Origin of the sequence: Rummeliibacillus suwonensis (assembly GCF_007896435.1) — a bacterium.
GTDB classification, from domain to species: domain Bacteria; phylum Bacillota; class Bacilli; order Bacillales_A; family Planococcaceae; genus Rummeliibacillus; species Rummeliibacillus suwonensis.
In genome coordinates, this window is sequence record NZ_VCBL01000001.1 from 913,866 (window position 1) to 933,846 (window position 19,981).

Sequence of the window (19,981 nt, forward strand, 5' to 3'; positions counted from 1 at the left end):
TAATCAAATAGCCATACAATCATTTCTTATCTATTTATTTGTGTTGCTTTGTATGCTGTAAGGTTGATTGTTGTTGATTGTGTGATTTTTAGAGTACCCTATAAAATTGCTAATTTCATTGCTGGCAGTGCATTTTTATATTCGGCTTATTATTTGTTTACACGATCTGTACAGAATATTTAGGAGCTCGATTGTGAATCAAATAATTAATATTAAAAATAAGGAAGGTTAAGAGTATGAATGAATACAAAGTTGAATTAAAAAAATAATTGGAGAAGAAAAGGTAGAAACAGCCTTGGATTATCGAACTTTGCATCTTATGATGTTATCTGAGTACATTACTATTGCTAGTAATACTGTTCGAGTTGATTATAAAGAGGTAACTGATGATGGAATGGTTAAATTCACTGGGGAAAAAGTAAATTAAAGATTTACGTGTCTAGTAGCCTTCGGGGTTCCTTTATTTATATCAAATATGTAATATAATTCTCATTCTCCATATATTAAACTTCGTAGAAAGTTAATATTTAGTATAAGAACCCCTATTTACAAATATGTTGACTTAGACATTTGTATATACAATAGACAAGGTGGTTTTCATGAAAGATATTATGTTACTAAAAGTAGTTAAAGTTTTATTAGGTTGGTATTTACTATTCTTTGAAATTGTAAAACCTGGGCATTTGTTGTATAGCGCTTATAAGGCAAATTCAAGAGAATATTATCAGATTTTGTGGCACCAAACAGGAACACAATTATTGTTTTCAGTGTTTTTATTAGTAATCTTATTTGGATTTTCTGTATTAAAAATTGTCTTTCCTATATTTTCAGAACCCAGAACATCGGTATATATGGGGAAATACTATTACACTATAAGGAATACACATATAATTATTTCTTTCTTTTTTATGATTGTTCATTTATTAATATTTATTCCAATCTTGCTTATATCAACATTATTTAGATTAATAAGTGAGACTGTTGTGATAATTCGGAAGCTTTTTTTTATGGTTCAAAAATCCATATAGAAGAACTGGATTAAATGTAAAAATAATACAATTTTTAAAAGTAGTAGTCTTGGAGGCATTTTATGGAGATAGTTGACAATAATTTTGATAACAGTGTTATCAATGGAATGGCTATTCAATTTGGTATATACATAGGGATTTTAGTTATAGCGATTATAGTATTAATAATTTTATTTAAAATGTTGAGAATACCACGTAAAATAGCTGGGACATTAGCTTCATTAATATTTCTTATCATTGCATATTATGTTTTTAAGTTAGTCATATCATGATGATAAATATTTTTACTAAGTTTGGAAGTGGAAGGACACAACATACTTCTTTAGCCAATTTAATAGAAGGGGGTACTATATGAATGCTAGACTAAAGAACAATCTATCATTTTTATTGAATGAACACCAAATTAGGAAACAACTAAATAAAGATTATATTTTTCAAACAAATGATGGTTATCTAATTAACAATGATAACTTGTGTGGTTACCATTTTGGGAAGTTTATTTTCTTCGATTATTCCAAAAGAGGATACTCAAAGAATTGGCGAATATACAGTTAAATCTATTTGTACGGGTGCAATAATAATTGGCATAGCGTATTTTATCATTTTTTTTGGATATTACATATATTCTGCTACACTTGCAAATAAACGTTCAAAATTACTTACAGTATTAAAAATTGCATTGAAGTATAGACAGGGCTAATTTAGAATTTCCCTTGTATTATGAAATATGTGAGGTGAAACTTATGACAAAAACAGAAGAAATAACTGCTGATGTAAATTATATCTTTATAAAAGATCTATTAGAGATGTCTAAGAAAAAAGATAAAGTGTTTAAGGCATTTATTGATGAAAATCTTTTTCCAAAAAAATCAAGTTTAAGTGATGAACATATAAAAAATAATATATATTCTTTAAAGTTTATGGACAAAAAAGAGCAACTAATAATTCAAGCGAGAGCTAAAAGCTTTGAAGAAACATTTGATCCTTCAAAGTATTTTCCTAGTCTATTGGCTATATTTGGGGGTGTTTTCGCTATTTATAAGGCCTTAGCAGATAGAAGTGGTAATATAGTAATATTTCTTATATACATCATTATTATGCTATATTTATTCTTTTATTCTGCTAGACTTTTTATAAAAGCAGTTAATATACGCCCTACGGCTGTGTATTTTAATACTTTAATTAATAAGATTGAATTTGAAAGTGAATGTTAATTCATTAATTATTTTCTTTATGATGTTTTTGTTATAATATCAAATATGTAATATACTTCCTACTGTTAATTTAATATAGTTAAAATTGAAGAGGTGAGGAAATGGATAGCAGTTTGAGTATAAAAGATAGATTAATAATTGCCAATCAGTATGAAATCTTATCAAGATTAACGGAAGATCCACACGAAAAGAAGCAATTCGAAAACTTTAGAGATATCTTTACTGCGGGTTTTAGTAGATACTATTCTCTAGCTACTGAGTACTTTTCTGATGAGCTTTCTGATGAAGAATGCAAATTTGTAATAGATGTACTCTCCCTATATCGTGATTTGTATTATTCAAGAGAACACAGTGTTAAAGCGAAAGAAGTTATCGATGAAAAGGATGTATTGTTTAATGGGTTTGACCTAAACGATGAAACAGAAGTTAAATACCTCAGTTTCTATGAGTTCTTAGTCAAACAGCTTGGGAGATATGAAGAAATTAAAGAATTGATGGAATCTGGAAAAATTGAGAGTTTTAATTCTCATGGTTTTGGACCGAGTATGCGAAAATTGAAAAAGATGATAGACAAAAGAAAAGCAATACTAAAATCAAGAGATTATGGTTATTCTGATGATCTATCTATTGAGGAAATTCAAGAAATCATTAATGGATGATAAAATAAAAAGTCATCCTTCGGGGTGCTTTTATTATCAATAATTAAAATATAGGATAGGTATATTAAAAAAGAATAATTTTAAAAAGTTCGCAACTATGATACTATATTGAAAGACAAATTTTGCAAGGATGATATTGAATGAACGGTTTTTTTCTTCTACGTATAGTATATGTAATTATATGTTGGATAATATTGTTAGCGCCGATACATAGTTCAAATAATTTAGCTACTATTTGTTCTAGTTTTTTGTTATATTATATACCTTTTTGTTTTGATTATTGGAGCCATGAACCTTTAACAGTTACTAAAAATGACAGATTTAGGAGAAGAATAGGCGTAATAGCGCCAGCAATTCTTAGTGGTGTTTGTATTAGTATCGTTATTTTAAATTCTCAAGGTTTGATTGTTCATAATGGACTTATCTCATACATAAAATACGGAATATGGGTTATCAGTTTTGGATTTGTTTACCTTGCTATTAAAGATTTTATAGCATATAGTGATAATGAAGAGATTGAAACAAGACAACAACGACGTCAAGAGTATAGGAAAAATTTCGAAACGAAACGTATGGATATGGGTAAAAGAGAGGAATACTACAAAAAAGCTAAAACCAAGCAATATGTAGTTAGAAACTCTAAAAAGAATGGGAGGAAAAGAAGATGATTTTGTTAATAACATTTTTTATTTTCTTTGCTATTTACTCCGCAGTAGTTAGGGCCACATATTTAAAATTTAAAAATAATGGAATTGGATTTAATTTTAAATACAAACTGTTAGTAGTGTTGTTGCCTTTACTTATATTACTTGTCCATTTTAAATTGGCATTAAAATTTTTCCCTAGTGACAAAAAAAGGTCTTTACAAATAGTGGCTATCGCATTTGTAAAGTATCCTATTATATTAGGAAATTTAATTGAAGTCATACTTGAAAGTATGGCAGAATGTAGAGTTTTTGGGTCAAGTAAATATTTGAAAATGAAAAATAAGAAACAAGTTGAAAAGAAAAATAAGATTAACTTAGATACTGTTTCATTAAGGATAAGAGAGATAATCGATTTTTTGAAGAGGGATTCTAACTACGAAAGAGAGTTATTATCAGGCATATCTTATTAATTTAATGTTTCTTTGTTTAGCCAGAGCACATATCTATAGCTCTGGCTTTTTATTTTTCATAAATTTAGTCAATTTTAAATAATAGCGAGAATTATTATAAATTAGAAAGAATCCAATTAAATTAATTAAAAAACTTATTTTTATTACAAAGCACTCATCCATTCCTACACACGCTCGCCGTTATTTTAATCATTAGTCCCAACTAGCCCCAATCAGCCCCAAATACATACTTTTTTATGCTTTATTTTGCATGCTGAACATTTTCAAAAATAGGCAAGAATCCTTGATACAAAAGGATTTAAGAAATTATAAAAATCCATTCTACAATCATAATTTGGTACATAGTGTAACATGAAAGGCGTAAACAAATAAGATTAGAGTGTCCAAATAATGATGCTTTTCATATTGTATAGAGATGGAAGGAGGAAAAGCGTGCGCGTTCATACTGTCAAAAAGGGCGAAACACTTTGGAAAATTGCAAGACAATACGGAATTTCTTTTGAGGATATGAAGAGATTAAATGCTCATTTAGCAAACCCTGATTATATTGTTCCGGGGATGGAATTATTTTTGCCTGATGCGCCTAAAAAGGAACAACCTAAAAGCCAGCCGAAAGAATATCCGAGGGTACAACCAAAAGAATATCCAGTAGCAAGACCAAAGGAACAACCGGTAACACCGCCAAAAGAGCAGCCGGTAGCGAGACCAAAGGAGCAACCAGTGACACGACCAAAAGAGCAGCCGGTAACGAGACCGAAAGAGCACCCGATAGCGAGGCCGAAAGAACAACCGGTGACACGACCAAAAGAGCACCCGATAGCGAGACCAAAAGAACAACCGGTGACACGACCAAAAGAGCATCCGATAGCAAAACCAAAAGAACAACCAGTGGTAAAACCAAAGGAAATACCGATTCCTATCCCTATACCAATAGAAGAACCAAAACCAATCCCCCATATACATCCATTTGAAGAAGCCCGCCCCATTAGAGCCAGAATAGAATTGACAGAGCAACATGAGGAGGAATTCTTTATTCAACCGCAAAAAGAACATAAGCCGGAGCCTGAATGTGAACCTTGTGCACAGGCGGCACCGTTACCAGCACCTGTTCCAATACCTGCTCCACCACCAATGCCATGCCCGCCACCGATGCCGATGCCGTGTGCACCAATACCATGTTTCCCACAATATGCAGCCCCACAATATCATCATGACTGTGGATGTGGAGGACATCAATCGATGCCGCAATGGCCAGCACCCGTTCCAGTGCAGGTACCGCAATGGCCAGTGCCAGTTCCAACACCACAATGGCCAGTGCAGTCATCAGTCCCTCAATGGACTGAACCAATGGTGTCACCTGTGGAACAGATGACACCAACGACACAGCCAAGTTGGGCTATGCCAGAATCAACAAGAGAATGTGAAGAACCACCATCGTATCAACATCATGACGACCGTCAAGAATTCCATCAACAACCAATGGAATCATGGTACCATGCTCCGGCAATGCCATATCCAAATTATGTTGATCCATACTGGAATTTCGGACCGCCGATCTATCAGCATAATCCAATGCCACAAGCGTGGCCAGGACATTATTATTCACCATACCCACCAGCTCAACATTGGCCACAACCACAGCCACATCACGTGCCAAACTTCCCGCAAGCAGGCTATGAGTCTTGCTAGGTGAACAAATTCAATGTAAAAAAGAAGATTAAATCAAATGTCTGGCATTGTCAGTCAGGGAATGAAGAATTTGTTGTTAAAAAATATGATAATCCTATGGTTGCGAAGAAGGTAAAAGTAATTCATGAAAGTCTTGCTGACATACAATTTCCACATACGATTTCAAAGGTTACATTAGAAGATGAAAATATACTTATACAACCATGGATAAAAAACGCTAGAGCATTTAAGTATCACTATAAGCATGATCGTACAAATTCTCTAGCTATTTTGTACCAGTTACATCAAACGGGCAAAAAAATAGACTGGTCAAAAGATGAATATCTTTTGCCACCATATGATTTAAGGCTTAAATGGCAAGAACGATTACAAAAATTTATCTTGCATTATGCACAAGTATCTGTTTATCTAGGTGCAGATAAATGTAATCAGCTCATTTTATATGCACAAGAAGCTCTATCAGGATTTAATCAAATTGAACCTTTGGAAAGTCAAAAAACATTACTTCATGGTGATATCGTCCATCATAATTTTTTGAAGGATTCAAAGGGGAAAAACATTTTAATAGACTTTGATCTGGCTTCTTATGGATATCCAGAGGAAGAGCTGATTATGTGGATGCACCGCGTATTGCCAAATGTGAATTACAACTTGAGGGCATTGTTAAATGAGCAACCTATACTGAAACGAATACCAAAGAATTACTTACAGACATTACGTTTTCCAAATGAATTATTACGTGAATGGATGTATGTAAAAACAGTGACTACTGAAAGACAACAGGCATTTGTGGAGGAACTAATACGCTTTACGGAAGCGGCACTCTCTTCTTGGCCAAAACTGTGGTATGATTGTGATAGGTGAAATTAGAATACATGTTTGTATTTTAAGATAGGTCGTATGTTGACCTATCTTTTTTCACGATGATCCTAGGTTCATATATCATCACTCATTTAAAATTATGCTATAATCTATAACGTTGAATAAAAGGAGAATTGCAATGTATGACTACATAAAGGGTTCTGTTACGCGTGTTACCCCAGAATATATTGTTATAGAGCAGCAAGGAATTGGCTGGCAGTTGTATACGCCAAATCCATTTGCATTTCAAGTGAATAAAGAGCAAATAAAAGTCTTTACACATTTACATGTTCGTGAAGATGCACATCATTTATTTGCTTTTAAAACATTAGAACAACGTGAATTATTCCGCAAGCTCATCCAAGTATCGGGAATTGGACCAAAAGGAGCACTTGCCATATTAGCGAGTGGTGATCCAAGTCAAGTAATCTCTGCCATTGAACATGAGGATGAGAAATTCCTTGTGAAGTTTCCTGGTGTTGGTAAAAAAACAGCCCGCCAAATGATTTTAGATTTAAAAGGAAAATTAGATAGTTTACTAGAAGAGATTGAATTGCCAAGTGCAGAAAATGAGCTGCCACTATTTGGTGTCAATCCAAATAAACACGAATTAGAGGAAGCTCTTTTAGCACTTGCTGCATTGGGCTATTCAGAACGTGAACTAACGAAAATCCGCTTGCAATTGGACAAGGATGAACGTTTAAAAACGACGGAAGATTATATGAAAGAAGCGTTAAAACTTTTACTAAAACAGCAATAATGGAAAGGAGGGAATACGATGGATGATCGTGTCGTTTCAGGTGAGGCGATAAAGGATGATGTTCAATTTGAATTATCATTACGCCCTCAAACACTTACGCAATATATAGGACAGCATAAGGTAAAAGAAAATTTGAAAATTTTCATAGAAGCCGCTAAAATGCGTGAAGAGAGCCTTGACCATGTTCTCCTATACGGACCTCCGGGACTTGGAAAAACAACGCTGGCAGCTGTTATCGCCAATGAACTAGGCGTTCATATACGTATGACAAGTGGTCCAGCTATTGAACGTCCAGGCGATTTGGCCGCTATTGTCAGCTCACTAGAACCTGGAGATGTCTTATTTATCGATGAAATTCATCGTCTGCCAAGAGCTATTGAGGAAGTCCTCTATCCAGCAATGGAAGATTTCTGCTTAGATATTGTAGTGGGAAAGGGACCTCAAGCACGATCGGTGAGACTGGATTTACCTCCTTTTACATTAGTTGGTGCAACAACAAGAGCTGGTGCACTGTCAGCTCCACTTAGAGACCGTTTTGGTGTATTATTACGATTGGACTATTATGATGAGCATTCATTGACAGAGATCGTATGTAGAAGTGCTGAATTATTTGATGTCCATGTGGATCAAAGTGCGGCAATCGAATTAGCCAAACGATCTCGTGGCACACCGCGAATTGCCAATCGCCTATTAAAGCGGGTACGTGATTATGCACAAGTTATAGGTGATGGTGATATTACATTGAAATTAGCACAGGATGCATTAGAATTACTCCAAGTCGATCCATTGGGATTAGACCATATCGACCATAAACTGATTGAAAATATGGTAGAACGTTTCCGAGGTGGTCCGGTTGGGTTAGATACGATTGCTGCAAGTATTGGTGAAGAGTCTATGACGATTGAAGATGTTTATGAGCCGTATTTAATGCAAATCGGATTTATCCAAAGAACACCAAGAGGTCGAATCGTTACGGCGCTTGCCTATGAACACTTTGGCTACAAATATCCATCTGAATCCTAATGGTGGGAATTAAACTGAATATAGAAAATCAAAAGGATGCTTTGATATCCATTTATTTTCTACTGCATATGAAGAATAAAGTTAGTGAAAACTAGGCTTGAGCATTTTTTCTTTGCATTCAGTCAATAGGCAGGAGTAACCAATACAATAGCTATGTATCATTGATAGTCAAATAACAAAAAGGAAGTTTACCATGAAATTAGAAGACTTTGATTACTATTTACCAGAAGAATTGATCGCGCAAACACCATTAAAAGATCGTGCATCAAGTCGTCTAATGGTATTGGATCGTGAAACTGGTGAAGTATCACATCATCATTTCCGTGATATTTTAGATGAATTACATGAAGGCGATTGCCTGATTTTGAACGATACACGTGTATTACCAGCACGTTTAATCGGTGTTAAAGAAGAAACAGGAGCACATATAGAAGTATTATTATTAAAACAAACGAATGAAAATGAATGGGAAACACTTGTAAAGCCTGCTAAACGTGTAAAAGTCGGTACTGAAATCACGTTTGGTGATGGACTATTGAAAGCAGTATGTACGGGTGAATTAGAACACGGTGGCCGAATGTTCAAATTTGAATATGAAGGAATTTTTGTGGAAATACTTGAGAAATTAGGGACGATGCCACTGCCACCATATATTCATGAGAAATTAGAGGACCAAGAACGTTACCAAACGGTTTATTCTAAAGAGCTTGGTTCAGCAGCGGCTCCAACAGCTGGGCTTCACTTCACTGAAGAATTATTAGATCAAATCCGTGCAAAGGGTGTTAAGGTAGCATTCTTAACTTTACATGTAGGGATTGGTACATTTCGTCCAGTCAGTGTTGAAAATATTGAAGATCATGATATGCATGCAGAATTCTATCATTTATCTGAAAATACAGCGAAGGTTATTCATGACACAAAGGCAAATGGTGGTCGCGTTATTGCGGTAGGGACAACTTCTACACGTACACTTGAAACAATTGCTCAACGCCATCATGGAGGAATTGTGGCAGAGTCAGGGTGGACGACCATCTTTATCTATCCAGGATTTGAATATCAAGCAATTGATGGTATGATTACAAACTTCCACTTACCGAAATCAACACTTGTCATGATGATCAGTGCACTTGCAGGGCGTGAAAACGTATTAAATGCATATAAAATCGCTGTTGAAAATAAATACCGATTCTTCAGTTTCGGTGATGCTATGTTCATCCGACCAAAAGCAAAGAAAGGAAATTAATACATGTCTCAAGCAATTCGATACGAACTTATCAAAACAGATAAGCAGACAGGTGCAAGATTAGGAATTGTGCATACACCGCATGGCTCCTTTGAAACGCCTGCTTTCATGCCAGTTGGCACACAAGCAACCGTAAAAACAATGTCTCCAGAAGAAGTCAAAGAAATGGGTGCAGGTATTATTTTAAGTAACACCTATCATTTATGGCTTCGTCCAGGCCACGAAATTGTTCGTGAAGCAGGTGGCTTACACAAATTTATGAACTGGGATCGTGCCATCTTAACCGATTCAGGTGGTTTCCAAGTATTTAGTTTAAGTGATATTCGTCGTATTGAAGAAGAGGGTGTCCACTTCCGCAATCATTTAAATGGGGATAAGCTTTTCTTAAGTCCAGAAAAATCCATGGAGATTCAAAATGCTTTAGGCTCAGATATTATGATGGCGTTTGATGAATGTCCTCCGTATCCAGCTACGTATGAATATATGAAAAACTCTGTAGAACGCACTTCTCGCTGGGCGGAACGTTGCTTAAAGGCACATGCACGTCCAGAGGATCAAGGATTATTTGGAATTGTACAAGGTGGAGAATTTGAGGATCTTCGGAAACAATCGGCAAAAGATTTAGTTTCACTTGATTTTCCGGGATATGCAATTGGTGGTTTATCTGTAGGGGAGCCAAAGGAAATCATGAATCGTATGTTAGAATTTACGACACCATTATTACCGAACGATAAACCACGTTATTTAATGGGTGTAGGTTCACCGGATTCCTTAATAGATGGTGCAATTCGTGGCATTGATATGTTTGACTGTGTGTTACCCACTCGTATTGCGAGAAATGGTACATGTATGACGAGTCAAGGTCGTCTAGTTGTCAAAAACGCCAAGTATGCTCGTGATTTTGGACCACTTGATCAGAACTGTGATTGCTATACTTGCAAAAACTATTCACGTGCCTATATCCGTCATCTGATTAAAGCAGATGAAACATTCGGTATTCGATTAACTTCCTACCATAATCTTTATTTCTTACAAGATTTGATGCGTCAAGTACGCCTTGCTATTCGTCAAGATCGTCTTGGTGATTTTCGTGAAGAATTCTTCGAACAATACGGCTTCAATAAACCGAATGCAAAAAACTTCTGATTCTTGTATAATATACGCTAGTGATAGAAAGGGGGATATATAAGAATGGGACAACAATTACAAGCGCTACTACCAATGATTATTATCTTCGCATTAATGTATTTTATGTTAATTCGTCCGGCTCAAAAGCAACGTAAAAATACACAAACGATGCAAAATAGTTTAGCAAAGGGTAATAAGATCGTGACAATCGGTGGTTTACATGGTGAGATCGAAGCAATCGATGACTCTTCCGTATTGATCAAAGTAGAAGATGGTTCTAAATTACGTTTTGAACGTGCTGCTATTGGAAAAATAATAGATACAGCAGCAGAAGCAAAATAATTTTTTGCAACATATCCAGCATGGAATTCCTAGATAGTTGAATACTATTTACGACAAAAAAAGTCTTTATTTCAAACAGAAATAAAGGCTTTTTTTTACTTTTGTCGAAATAATATAGTATTCATCATGTTGAAAAATGAAGGGATTTCAGATAATGTCTAAAAAGCTTCAAAATCAAAAAAAGAAAATAGAACAATTAGGATTTGATGATGATACTATCCACTCACGATTAACAGCAAAACAGCGCATGGCTCAAAGACGTACAGGAAGCCATCTAAAAATACAGCCTAAGCCAAAATGGATTCGTTCTTTAGGCTATATTATTTTTATACTCCTTATGTGTGGTTTTGCTGCAACTGCCATTTTCCTTTTGTTTTAATGAATAATTTTTTTTGAAAGACAAAGGATAGAAGATAAAGTGAAACTCCATCAGTGGGGGTTTTTTTCATCCCCCACTGAACTAGAGGAACGGAAGTGAAAAACGCCACGTCCTGTGGCAACACCTGAGGGACCAACATCTTGTTGGCCCGAACCAATCGGACTTTTACGGGCAGTTGATCCCCCATCTATCTTTCTCGTTTCTCTATATCTTGAAGATGGGGGTCCTACTGCCCGTTAAAGCGGGATAAAAAGGGGTCGTAATGTGAACGATTTATTAGTTATCTCTTTTCGTATGATTTTCCTATACTTTGTCATATTGATTATTTTCAAACTAATGGGAAAACGTGAAGTCGGAGAATTGAGTGTAATGGATCTTGTGATCTTTGTATTGATTGCAGATGTAGCATCGTTTGCAGTTGATGATCCAAAACGAAATTTATTTGAATCTATTTTGCCAATGATTATTTTATTAGTGATACAAGTAGCCATTTCTTGTATTTCCTTAAAAAGTAAAAAGATACGTGATAAAATTGATGGTGATCCCACAACAATCATTCGAGATGGTGTACTCTTTGAACAAGAGATGAAAAAACAGCGCTATAATTTAGATGACTTGTTTCAACAACTGAGAGAACAAAAAATTGGTTCTATCCAGAAAATTGCCTATGCTTTCTTAGAACCATCTGGCAATCTTTCTGTATTTATGAAAGACAGCTTACCACCTATATTGCCGTTGATTGTTGATGGTGAGATCCAAAAACGGCATCTTCAACTAATCGAAAAAAATGAGCAATGGTTAAGAGAAGAACTAATGAAAATTGGACATAAAGATACAGAGAATATTTTTTACTGTTGCTTTGAAGATGGCGAAATCTATGTCCAACTAAAATCTTCATCATAATCTTTTTCTCAATGTTTTGGTTAAATAGCGAAAATCATTTAAACGGATTTGATCAGCGAACATCAGAACAATGAGTGTTAAACCAAGTGTGATAGAACCATTAACCCATATATTAAATTCGGAGGTAGGGAGAATATATTGGCGGAACACAACGATTAAAATACAAGCCCAATATGGTATAACGAATAGCTTAAAACCCGTGTCCACATATTTCTTTTTCCGAATCGTCGCTATATGCAAAAAGGATGTGATCAGTACGCCAAAGCCAATAGCGATTACGGCTCCTGTTTCTGCAATCCCAGGTTGTGACGCGAGAGCAAGCATTACAACAAGCTTACCGATTCCTCCATATACTGAGTTCATCATCGCTGCTCTTGCTTCATTTAGCGCCTGAAGAATCGAATTTAAAGGGCTCTGTATATAGTAAAAGAAGAAAATCGGGGCTAATAATTTCATATATCCTCGATTTTCCGATAAATGGAATAGCTTGGTGGCAAATTCATCGCCGTATAAATAAAAGAAAACAGCACTAAAACATCCAACAATGGTTGATAGTCTGAGAGCGATATGAACGCGCTCTCTTAGTAGTGGCTGGTTGCCTCTTGCAACCGCGTCACTAACTGCAGGAATCAACACAACGGCTAATGCATAAGGGATAAATGATGGGAATAACAACAATGGTATATGGACACCCGATATAATGCCGTATTGTTTTGTAGCGGCTGCAGCCGTTAAGCCGGCCAATGTTAGGGCTTTTAAAAATACGATTGGTTCTAAAAACCATGTAAAAGAACCAAATAATCTGCTACCCGTTGAGGGTAATGCGATATTCAAAATCGGTTTTGGAGAAGAATAGCCTTTCGATGATAAAACAAGTCCTTTTTGTCTTGCATGTACATATTTCCAATATAGGTAGAGAAGTGCCGCCGCTTCTGCAAGTCCTGTGATGACCATTGCATATGTGGCGGTCATTGCAGGAGACTCTTGAACTACACCATATGGTAATAGCCATGTGATCATGGCAATTCGTATAACTTGTTCAATCGTTTGAGACCAAGCTGTTTCTTCAATCCGTGCAAGACCCTGGAACAATCCTTTAAACAAGGCAGAAGCCATTGAAAGCGGCACAGTAAACAATGATATATATAAAAGCATGCGAACTTGATTGTCGTGTAAAAGATTTTCTGCTAAATAGGGGATGAATAATAATATCAATGGAAAGAAAACGAGTATAGAAATATAACTTAATAGTCTAGATGTTCGCATTACTTTATTGATTTCTACTCGTTTACCTTTTGCTTCTAGCTCAGCGACGATTTTAGCGATAGCTGTAGGTATCCCCAATTGAACAAGTGATAAAAAGAAGATGAATGCTGGATAGGCTGTCATATAAATTCCAACTGCATCTTCACCAGCGACTCGCATAAATTGCATCCGATATAAAAAGCCTAATAATTTAGATAGTAGAACAGCTCCCATTAACAAAAAGGTGCCATGAAAAAACGAGGTCATAAGATCCCTTCTTTCTGTAAATACAATTTCGGTGGAAGACTAATCATGTACGTTCAAAAAATTGAAAAGGACGTGAGTATATTGGTAGTTCAATATGAGTCATTATTTCAAAAAGTATTACCTGTCCTAACCATTAGAAAAGCAGACTTCAAGATGGAAGGTTTGAAACACGTTACAGAACAAGAAATTTGGCATTATTTAGTTGCAAAAAAGTGGAAAAAAATAAATGAATCAGATTTAGCTTTACATAAAGTAATTGCCGATATTTTTTCATTAACTGTTGCTCAGTATATGACCTTTATGCAAGTGGAAGAACTAAAAAGCGCAAATTGGTTTGCTTCTGTTGGTGAAAACGAATTACAAGTTTTACTGGGAAAGCAGGAATCTTCTAAAATTTCATCTTAAACCAGAAAGTAGATAGGATTAATTTGACAGGCAGGCAAACCTGTTTCATAATAAACGTGTTATGCAATTATAGTGACAAATAGAATCAATAGAATCATGAACATTAATATGCAACAAGGTGTGCTGATTGGAGAAAATAGGAGAAAATTTAGCGTGATCGAAAGAAACTCCATATTTTAATGCCATTTTTATGGATAACAGCGGAGAAAAAAGCTTAGCATTTACTGCAGAACAGCGAGCAATCCGTAGCGGAAATCAGAAGATTATTTATATTTTGGTGAATAAATTGGATCATCAACATACCTGATATGTAACAATTCTACTGCTTCAAAAGGGCGATGGATGCCCGTAATTGTGAGATAGTTTACTGACTAGGATGATAACTTTGATACAAAGTAGTGACAGGATAACTAGCGAGCAGAACGGACATCAAGAATCGTCTGCTGTCATTTCGTAATATCGCGGCATTTGTTTGAGGAGGAAGTTTTAATGAAATTAAAAAGCCGAATTGTCGCGTTTCTAATGATTGTTGTTGTAATTGGCGCACTCATGGGAACGACCATAAAAGGCGTACTAAGTAATATTAACTTAGGCTTGGATCTTCAAGGTGGCTTCGAAGTTCTTTATCAAGTAGAACCATTGAAAAAAGGGCAGAAAATTACAGAAAGTGATGTTAAGGCAACAGCTGAGTCGATTAATAAACGTGTCAATGTTCTTGGAGTAAGTGAACCTAGCATTCAAATTGAAAGTGGAAATCGTATCCGCGTTCAGTTAGCAGGTGTAAAGGATCAAGAATCTGCACGAGAAGTTTTATCTAATCAAGCAAATCTAACATTCCGTGATGTCAATGATAAAGTATTATTAGACGGAAACGATTTGCAACAAGGCGGAGCAAAAGCATCATTTGACCAACAAGGTCGTCCAATGGTTACGCTTAAATTAAAAGACCCTAATAAGTTTGGTAATGTAACGAATAAAGTTGCAGCAATGGGAGAACCAAATAATCTATTAGTTATTTGGATGGACTTCGATGAGGGCAAGGATTCTTACAAAAAAGAGGTTTTAAAGAAAAAACCTCGGTTTATTTCAAATCCACAAGTTACACAAACGATTAACTCAAAAGACGTGCAAATCACAGGTAACTTTACAGTACAAGAAACAAAAGATTTATCAGGTATTTTAAATGCAGGTGCTCTTCCAGCTAAATTAGTTGAAAAGTATTCCACTTCAGTTGGGGCACAATTTGGGGACGAAGCACTAAATGATACAGTATTTGCTAGTATTGTTGGTGTAGCATTAATCTTTATCTTTATGCTATTGGTTTATCGTTTACCAGGTTTAGTGGCAGATCTCACACTAACCATTTTTACATTTATTGTGTTAGTGCTATTTGACTGGATTCATGTCGTATTGACCTTACCGGGGATTGCTGCATTGGTACTAGGGATAGGGATGGCAGTCGATGCCAACATTTTGATGTATGAGCGTATTAAAGAAGAATTGCGTGTCGGTAAATCTGTCAAAGCCGCATTCCATTCCGGTTCTAAATCTTCATTTAGCGCAATTTTCGATGCCAACATTACAACGATTCTTGCAGCTGCGGTATTATTTGCTTTTGGTACAAGCTCGATCAGAGGGTTTGCAACAACATTGATGATATCTATTTTAGTCAGCTTCTTAACCGCTGTTTGGGGGACTCGTGTTCTTTTGGGGTTACTTGTCAATAGTGGTTACTTAGATGGTAAAGTCGGTTTATTTGGTGTCAAAAAATCTCGTGTACATAAACTTGAAGAAGGCGTTGATACACTTGATCTAGCAACACACTTTGATCGCTTTGACTTTGTTCACAGTCGCAACAAATTCTTTGTACTATCAACTGTTTTGATTCTTGCCGGTATGATTGTACTTGGTATTTTTAAATTGAATCTAGGAATCGATTTTACAAGTGGATCTCGTGTTGAAGTGACATCTAATCATGCATTAACGAAGGAAAATGTTGAATCTTATATTGATAAGATTGGTTTTTCTTCTGATGATATTGTTATTTCTGGTGACAAAAATGATCGTGCTGTCATTCGATATAAACAAAACTTTTCAAAAGAAAAAGTGAAAGAAATCAAAACTGAGTTCAAAAAAGAGTTTGGTGATACACCAGCGATTAGTACTGTTTCACCAACGATTGGTAAAGAACTTGCCAAGGATGCGATAAAAGCATTGCTTTGGTCATCACTTGGTATCATTATTTATGTTGCTTTCCGATTTGAATGGCGGATGGGCGTTAGTACGATTATTGCCACGCTCCATGATGTATTCTTCATGGTCGCGATTTTCAGTCTCTTCCGTATAGAGGTTGATATAACCTTTATCGCAGCTGTTCTAACAATTATCGGATACTCCATAAATGATACGATCGTTACATTTGACCGTATTCGGGAAAATCTACATCGTATTAAGAAGATTAAAGATGCAGATGATCTAGCTCATATTGTCAATAAATCATTACGTCAGACATTAGGACGTTCTGTCAATACGGTTATGACAGTGCTTATTGTAGTTGTTGCCTTATTAATCTTTGGGGCAAGCTCCATTACAACATTCTCTATCGCCTTATTGATCGGTTTAGTAACAGGTATGTATTCTTCTATTTACATTGCAGCACAAATTTGGTATGTCTTAAAAGTTCGTGAAATGAAGAAAAAAGGACATGTAGATGTAAGTAAGAAGAAAAAACAATGGGGTTCAGATGAGCCTGTCGTTTAGCTTATCTTTTTCATAAATAACAAATAAAAGTCCATCCTATAGGATTTTCTGTAGGATGGGCTTTTTTGTTGGAAGCACTTTATCCCGCTTTAAAGGACAGTAAGAACTCCGTCTCAAGATATAGAGAGAAGCGAGAAAGATAGATGGGGATCAACTGCTCATAAAAGTCCGATTGGTTCGGGCAGGCAGAATGTTGGTCCCTCAGGTGTTGCCACAGGACGTGGCACTTTTTACTTCCGTTCTTTAGTGAGGGATGAAGAAAACCACCACTGATGGAGTTTCACTTTAGCTTGATTCCTTATGAACAGGCGGTGTTGAACCTCGACTACAAGATTCAATGAGCAACAGTCTGTGAAAGCTTGATTGGTTTAGCTAGTATACAGAAAGAGAAAACCCCCTACTGAGAGAAAATTCACTTTACGAAAAAATAACAATTGCCCCATTTAAAATGATAGCAAACTATAAAAAATATGATAATATAATAGAAGTATAAAGTACTATTAGAAAAGCAGGTGATAAGACTTAAGTATTAGTTTGGCGATTGTGTAAAATTTAGTGCGGTGGGATGTGCTAATTTATATAGAAAGCGGAGAAGCAAATGAATAATTTGATGAAATGGCTCACGATATTATTGACACCTTGTATTGTTTTTATTTTTTTACCATTGTTTGCTCACGCAGCAGACGAGCAGTATAACAATGTGATGGTTGTTTACAAAAATGATAGCGGGAAAGAACAGGTATTAAATCAGGCTACTAAGATTGAACATACATATGAAAATCTTCATACAATTGAAGGTACATTTACGAAAGAGGCAGTAGATGCCTTGAAAAAGGTGCCTGATATTCAAGTGGTCGAAAAAAATCCGACAACAGTGGAAACCAATAACACCACAAGCTTGCTTCTTACAACGATTACACCTAATTGGAATATTCAAGCTGTCAATGCGCAAAAAGCTTGGTCCTCCGGTTTAACAGGGAAAAACGTAAAAGTTGCAGTAGTTGATACGGGAGTTTCTATGAATCCTTTATTGCCGAATGTTGAGCGCCATTCTTTTGTAGATGACAATCCTAGAACTCGTATAGATGAAAGTTCACCGTATGATACGGAAGGGCATGGTACATTTGTTTCAGGCATTATTGCTTCTGGAGTAACGTCCAGTCAATTATATGGCAATATCGTCGGAGTTGCGCCAGATGTATCTTTATATAGTCTAAAAGTTTTTGAAAAAGATGGCGCAAGCATGGAATCTCTATTAAAAGCACTTGAATGGTCAATCGAAAATAACATTGATATTGTCAATATGTCACTCGGTACTACCGATGATGATCCTATTTTGAAGAATGCGGTCAAAATAGCTTACGATGCGGGTCTGACATTAGTTGCAGCCGCAGGAAATGATGGTGTGGGAAAAGACGTGGAATATCCCGCAAAATACGATGAAGTAATCGCGGTTTCTTCTTTGGACCAAAGTAATCAAATATCCTATTTTTCTAATACGGGCTCAAAAGTAGAATTTTCAGCACCTGGCAGTGATGTTTATTCTCTAGGGATATATGATGAATTTAGAGAAGATTCTGGAACCTCTTTTTCAACGCCACACGTGACAGGGTTTTTAGCTTTATTAAAACAACAATATCCTGATTACACAAACAAGCAATTAAGAAAGGTCCTTCAAAATTATACAATGGATCTAGGGGCAAAAGGGAAAGATCCTTACTATGGTTATGGCTTGGTCAACTATGTTCAAACAACACCAGAAGATGTCCAAACACTTGAAGTCCGTAATGTATCCAGAACATCCGCGACTGTTTTCTATACACAAAAGGAAAATGGAGAAATACCTACTGATAAATACCGAATATATGTCAATGGTCAATTAATTGCTACAACTACAGATTTGAACTATGTTCTTCCCAATTTAAAAGAGGGTACGAAATATACCGTATTAGTTGAAGCGGTAAGTGCCAATAATGTTTCGTCAGTAGGGAAGACAATTAGTTTTACAACATTAAAACCTACCGTAGAAGAACAATATATAGAAAATCATAAGAGCACCATTACAAGTTGGATGAATCGGTTAAAAAAGGGTCAATCGTTGACATTCCAAACACAATTTGCACCTTTATATTCGATAACAGCAGGATTGACGACTTCACAAAAAAATATGGTAACGAATTATAGTAAAAAAATTAATCTCGTTGCTATTTCAGTAACGTCTTCATCCAGTTATATAAAGGCGACAAACTTAAAAAATATGAAAAGTAAAAAATCAACGACAATCACATTCGGAACAGCGATAAAGCCATCAACGCTTACTTCAAGCAAAATATCTATCATAAGTGCAGGTAAAAAAATAACAGGGTTCACACTCACAAAAGGGGCTAAAGGCAAGAACATTAAACTATCGACTAAAAAAACATTAGCAACCGGAAAATATACGATTTTTATAGATAATAAGGGCGTGAAAACTTCCAAAGGAAAATCTTTCTTAAAGCCGATTGCTATAAAATTTGAAGTGAAATAAGGTTTCTTTTGAGAAGAGACCTGTAAAAGTAAGAATATGGATTGAACAGCATAGATGAGACCTTAAAAGGATGGACGAATTATTTAATTGACTTCTCGGTAGTGAGAACTCTGTATAAAACAGGGGTTTTGCTACCGAGTTTTTTTGTCGATCTTGGACATAAATCGCTGTATGGAAAATATAATTTAAAAGGAGCAGATAAGTGGACGGAGAGAGCAAATAAATGGTCCGAGTTAGCGAATAAAACCTTCAAAGTAGCGAATAAATCCATCAAAAGAGCGAATAAACCACCAAAAGTAGCAAATAAACCTATCGAAGGAGCAAATAAATCCCCTCAATGGTTATCTATGAAGTTTCACTTGATCCATCCGCTATAATCATATAAAGATAGTCTTCTACTTTCATTATCTAGCATATATTTTGTATAATGA

20 protein-coding genes are annotated in these 19,981 nt (G+C 35.6%); 19 read left to right on the forward strand and 1 reads right to left on the reverse strand.

Translation table 11 applies throughout. From position 1 onward, the window contains the following. Positions 1-599: 599 nt before the first annotated feature. The 15 genes from FEU33_RS04210 (at position 600) to FEU33_RS04280 (ending at position 12,346) form a co-directional block, all read left to right on the forward strand. A complete protein-coding gene (locus FEU33_RS04210; RefSeq protein WP_146548169.1) occupies positions 600-1,028 on the forward strand; it encodes a hypothetical protein in 429 nt (142 codons plus the stop codon). Positions 1,029-1,090: 62 nt separating this feature from the next. Next, a complete protein-coding gene (locus FEU33_RS04215; RefSeq protein ID WP_146548170.1) occupies positions 1,091-1,300 on the forward strand; it encodes a hypothetical protein in 210 nt (69 codons plus the stop codon). 471 nt (positions 1,301-1,771) lie between these two features. Then, the gene (locus FEU33_RS04220; RefSeq protein WP_146548171.1) at positions 1,772-2,242 is read left to right on the forward strand and encodes a hypothetical protein; all 471 of its coding nucleotides are present in this window, start codon (positions 1,772-1,774) and stop codon (positions 2,240-2,242) included. Positions 2,243-2,343: 101 nt separating this feature from the next. Continuing rightward, positions 2,344-2,901 (forward strand): YfbU family protein, encoded by a 558-nt coding sequence (locus FEU33_RS04225; protein ID WP_146548172.1) that lies wholly within the window; start codon positions 2,344-2,346, stop codon positions 2,899-2,901. Positions 2,902-3,041: 140 nt separating this feature from the next. After that, positions 3,042-3,569, forward strand: coding sequence for a hypothetical protein (locus FEU33_RS04230; protein WP_146548173.1), 528 nt, complete (start codon positions 3,042-3,044; stop codon positions 3,567-3,569). After that, the gene (locus tag FEU33_RS04235) at positions 3,566-4,018 is read left to right on the forward strand and encodes a hypothetical protein (protein ID WP_146548174.1); all 453 of its coding nucleotides are present in this window, start codon (positions 3,566-3,568) and stop codon (positions 4,016-4,018) included. Before FEU33_RS04230 ends, FEU33_RS04235 begins: the two co-directional genes overlap by 4 nt. Before the next feature lie 432 nt (positions 4,019-4,450). Then, the gene (locus FEU33_RS04240) at positions 4,451-5,707 is read left to right on the forward strand and encodes a LysM peptidoglycan-binding domain-containing protein (protein WP_186731310.1); all 1,257 of its coding nucleotides are present in this window, start codon (positions 4,451-4,453) and stop codon (positions 5,705-5,707) included. Continuing rightward, complete coding sequence (locus FEU33_RS04245) at positions 5,708-6,571, forward strand: phosphotransferase (protein ID WP_146548176.1); 864 nt, start codon at positions 5,708-5,710, stop codon at positions 6,569-6,571. It abuts the gene before it with no gap. Between the two features lie 136 nt (positions 6,572-6,707). Next, positions 6,708-7,328: a Holliday junction branch migration protein RuvA gene (gene ruvA / locus FEU33_RS04250; protein ID WP_146548177.1), complete on the forward strand. Its 621-nt coding sequence runs from the start codon at positions 6,708-6,710 to the stop codon at positions 7,326-7,328. Between the two features lie 18 nt (positions 7,329-7,346). After that, positions 7,347-8,351: a Holliday junction branch migration DNA helicase RuvB gene (gene ruvB, locus FEU33_RS04255; protein WP_146548178.1), complete on the forward strand. Its 1,005-nt coding sequence runs from the start codon at positions 7,347-7,349 to the stop codon at positions 8,349-8,351. A gap of 193 nt (positions 8,352-8,544) precedes the next feature. After that, positions 8,545-9,594, forward strand: coding sequence for a tRNA preQ1(34) S-adenosylmethionine ribosyltransferase-isomerase QueA (queA, locus tag FEU33_RS04260; RefSeq protein ID WP_146548179.1), 1,050 nt, complete (start codon positions 8,545-8,547; stop codon positions 9,592-9,594). 3 nt (positions 9,595-9,597) lie between these two features. Further along, entirely contained in the window at positions 9,598-10,740 is a 1,143-nt protein-coding gene (tgt, locus tag FEU33_RS04265; RefSeq protein WP_146548180.1) for a tRNA guanosine(34) transglycosylase Tgt, read from the forward strand. Between the two features lie 45 nt (positions 10,741-10,785). After that, positions 10,786-11,064, forward strand: a complete 279-nt coding sequence (gene yajC / locus FEU33_RS04270; RefSeq protein ID WP_146548181.1) for a preprotein translocase subunit YajC — start codon at positions 10,786-10,788, stop codon at positions 11,062-11,064. 154 nt (positions 11,065-11,218) lie between these two features. Continuing rightward, a complete protein-coding gene (locus tag FEU33_RS04275; RefSeq protein ID WP_146548182.1) occupies positions 11,219-11,443 on the forward strand; it encodes a hypothetical protein in 225 nt (74 codons plus the stop codon). A gap of 264 nt (positions 11,444-11,707) precedes the next feature. Further along, on the forward strand, positions 11,708-12,346 hold the full coding sequence (locus FEU33_RS04280; protein ID WP_146548183.1) for a DUF421 domain-containing protein: 639 nt from the start codon (positions 11,708-11,710) through the stop codon (positions 12,344-12,346). Here the strand turns inward: FEU33_RS04280 and FEU33_RS04285 are convergent. Further along, positions 12,341-13,858 carry a putative polysaccharide biosynthesis protein gene (locus FEU33_RS04285; RefSeq protein ID WP_146548184.1) on the reverse strand — a complete coding sequence of 506 codons (1,518 nt, stop codon included), beginning with the start codon at positions 13,856-13,858 and terminating at the stop codon, positions 12,341-12,343. The two genes, FEU33_RS04280 and FEU33_RS04285, sit on opposite strands and share 6 nt — an antisense overlap. 45 nt (positions 13,859-13,903) lie before the next feature. Here FEU33_RS04285 and FEU33_RS04290 point away from each other — a divergent pair, with 45 nt between their 5' ends. From FEU33_RS04290 to FEU33_RS04305, 4 genes are all read left to right on the forward strand, one after another. Further along, the gene (locus FEU33_RS04290; RefSeq protein WP_186731311.1) at positions 13,904-14,263 is read left to right on the forward strand and encodes a post-transcriptional regulator; all 360 of its coding nucleotides are present in this window, start codon (positions 13,904-13,906) and stop codon (positions 14,261-14,263) included. A gap of 489 nt (positions 14,264-14,752) precedes the next feature. Continuing rightward, complete coding sequence (secDF, locus tag FEU33_RS04295; RefSeq protein ID WP_146548186.1) at positions 14,753-17,023, forward strand: protein translocase subunit SecDF; 2,271 nt, start codon at positions 14,753-14,755, stop codon at positions 17,021-17,023. A gap of 598 nt (positions 17,024-17,621) precedes the next feature. Further along, entirely contained in the window at positions 17,622-19,550 is a 1,929-nt protein-coding gene (locus FEU33_RS04300; RefSeq protein ID WP_146548187.1) for a S8 family peptidase, read from the forward strand. A 41-nt stretch (positions 19,551-19,591) separates the two neighbouring features. Then, positions 19,592-19,927 carry a hypothetical protein gene (locus tag FEU33_RS04305; RefSeq protein WP_146548188.1) on the forward strand — a complete coding sequence of 112 codons (336 nt, stop codon included), beginning with the start codon at positions 19,592-19,594 and terminating at the stop codon, positions 19,925-19,927. The last annotated feature ends 54 nt before the right edge of the window (positions 19,928-19,981 follow it).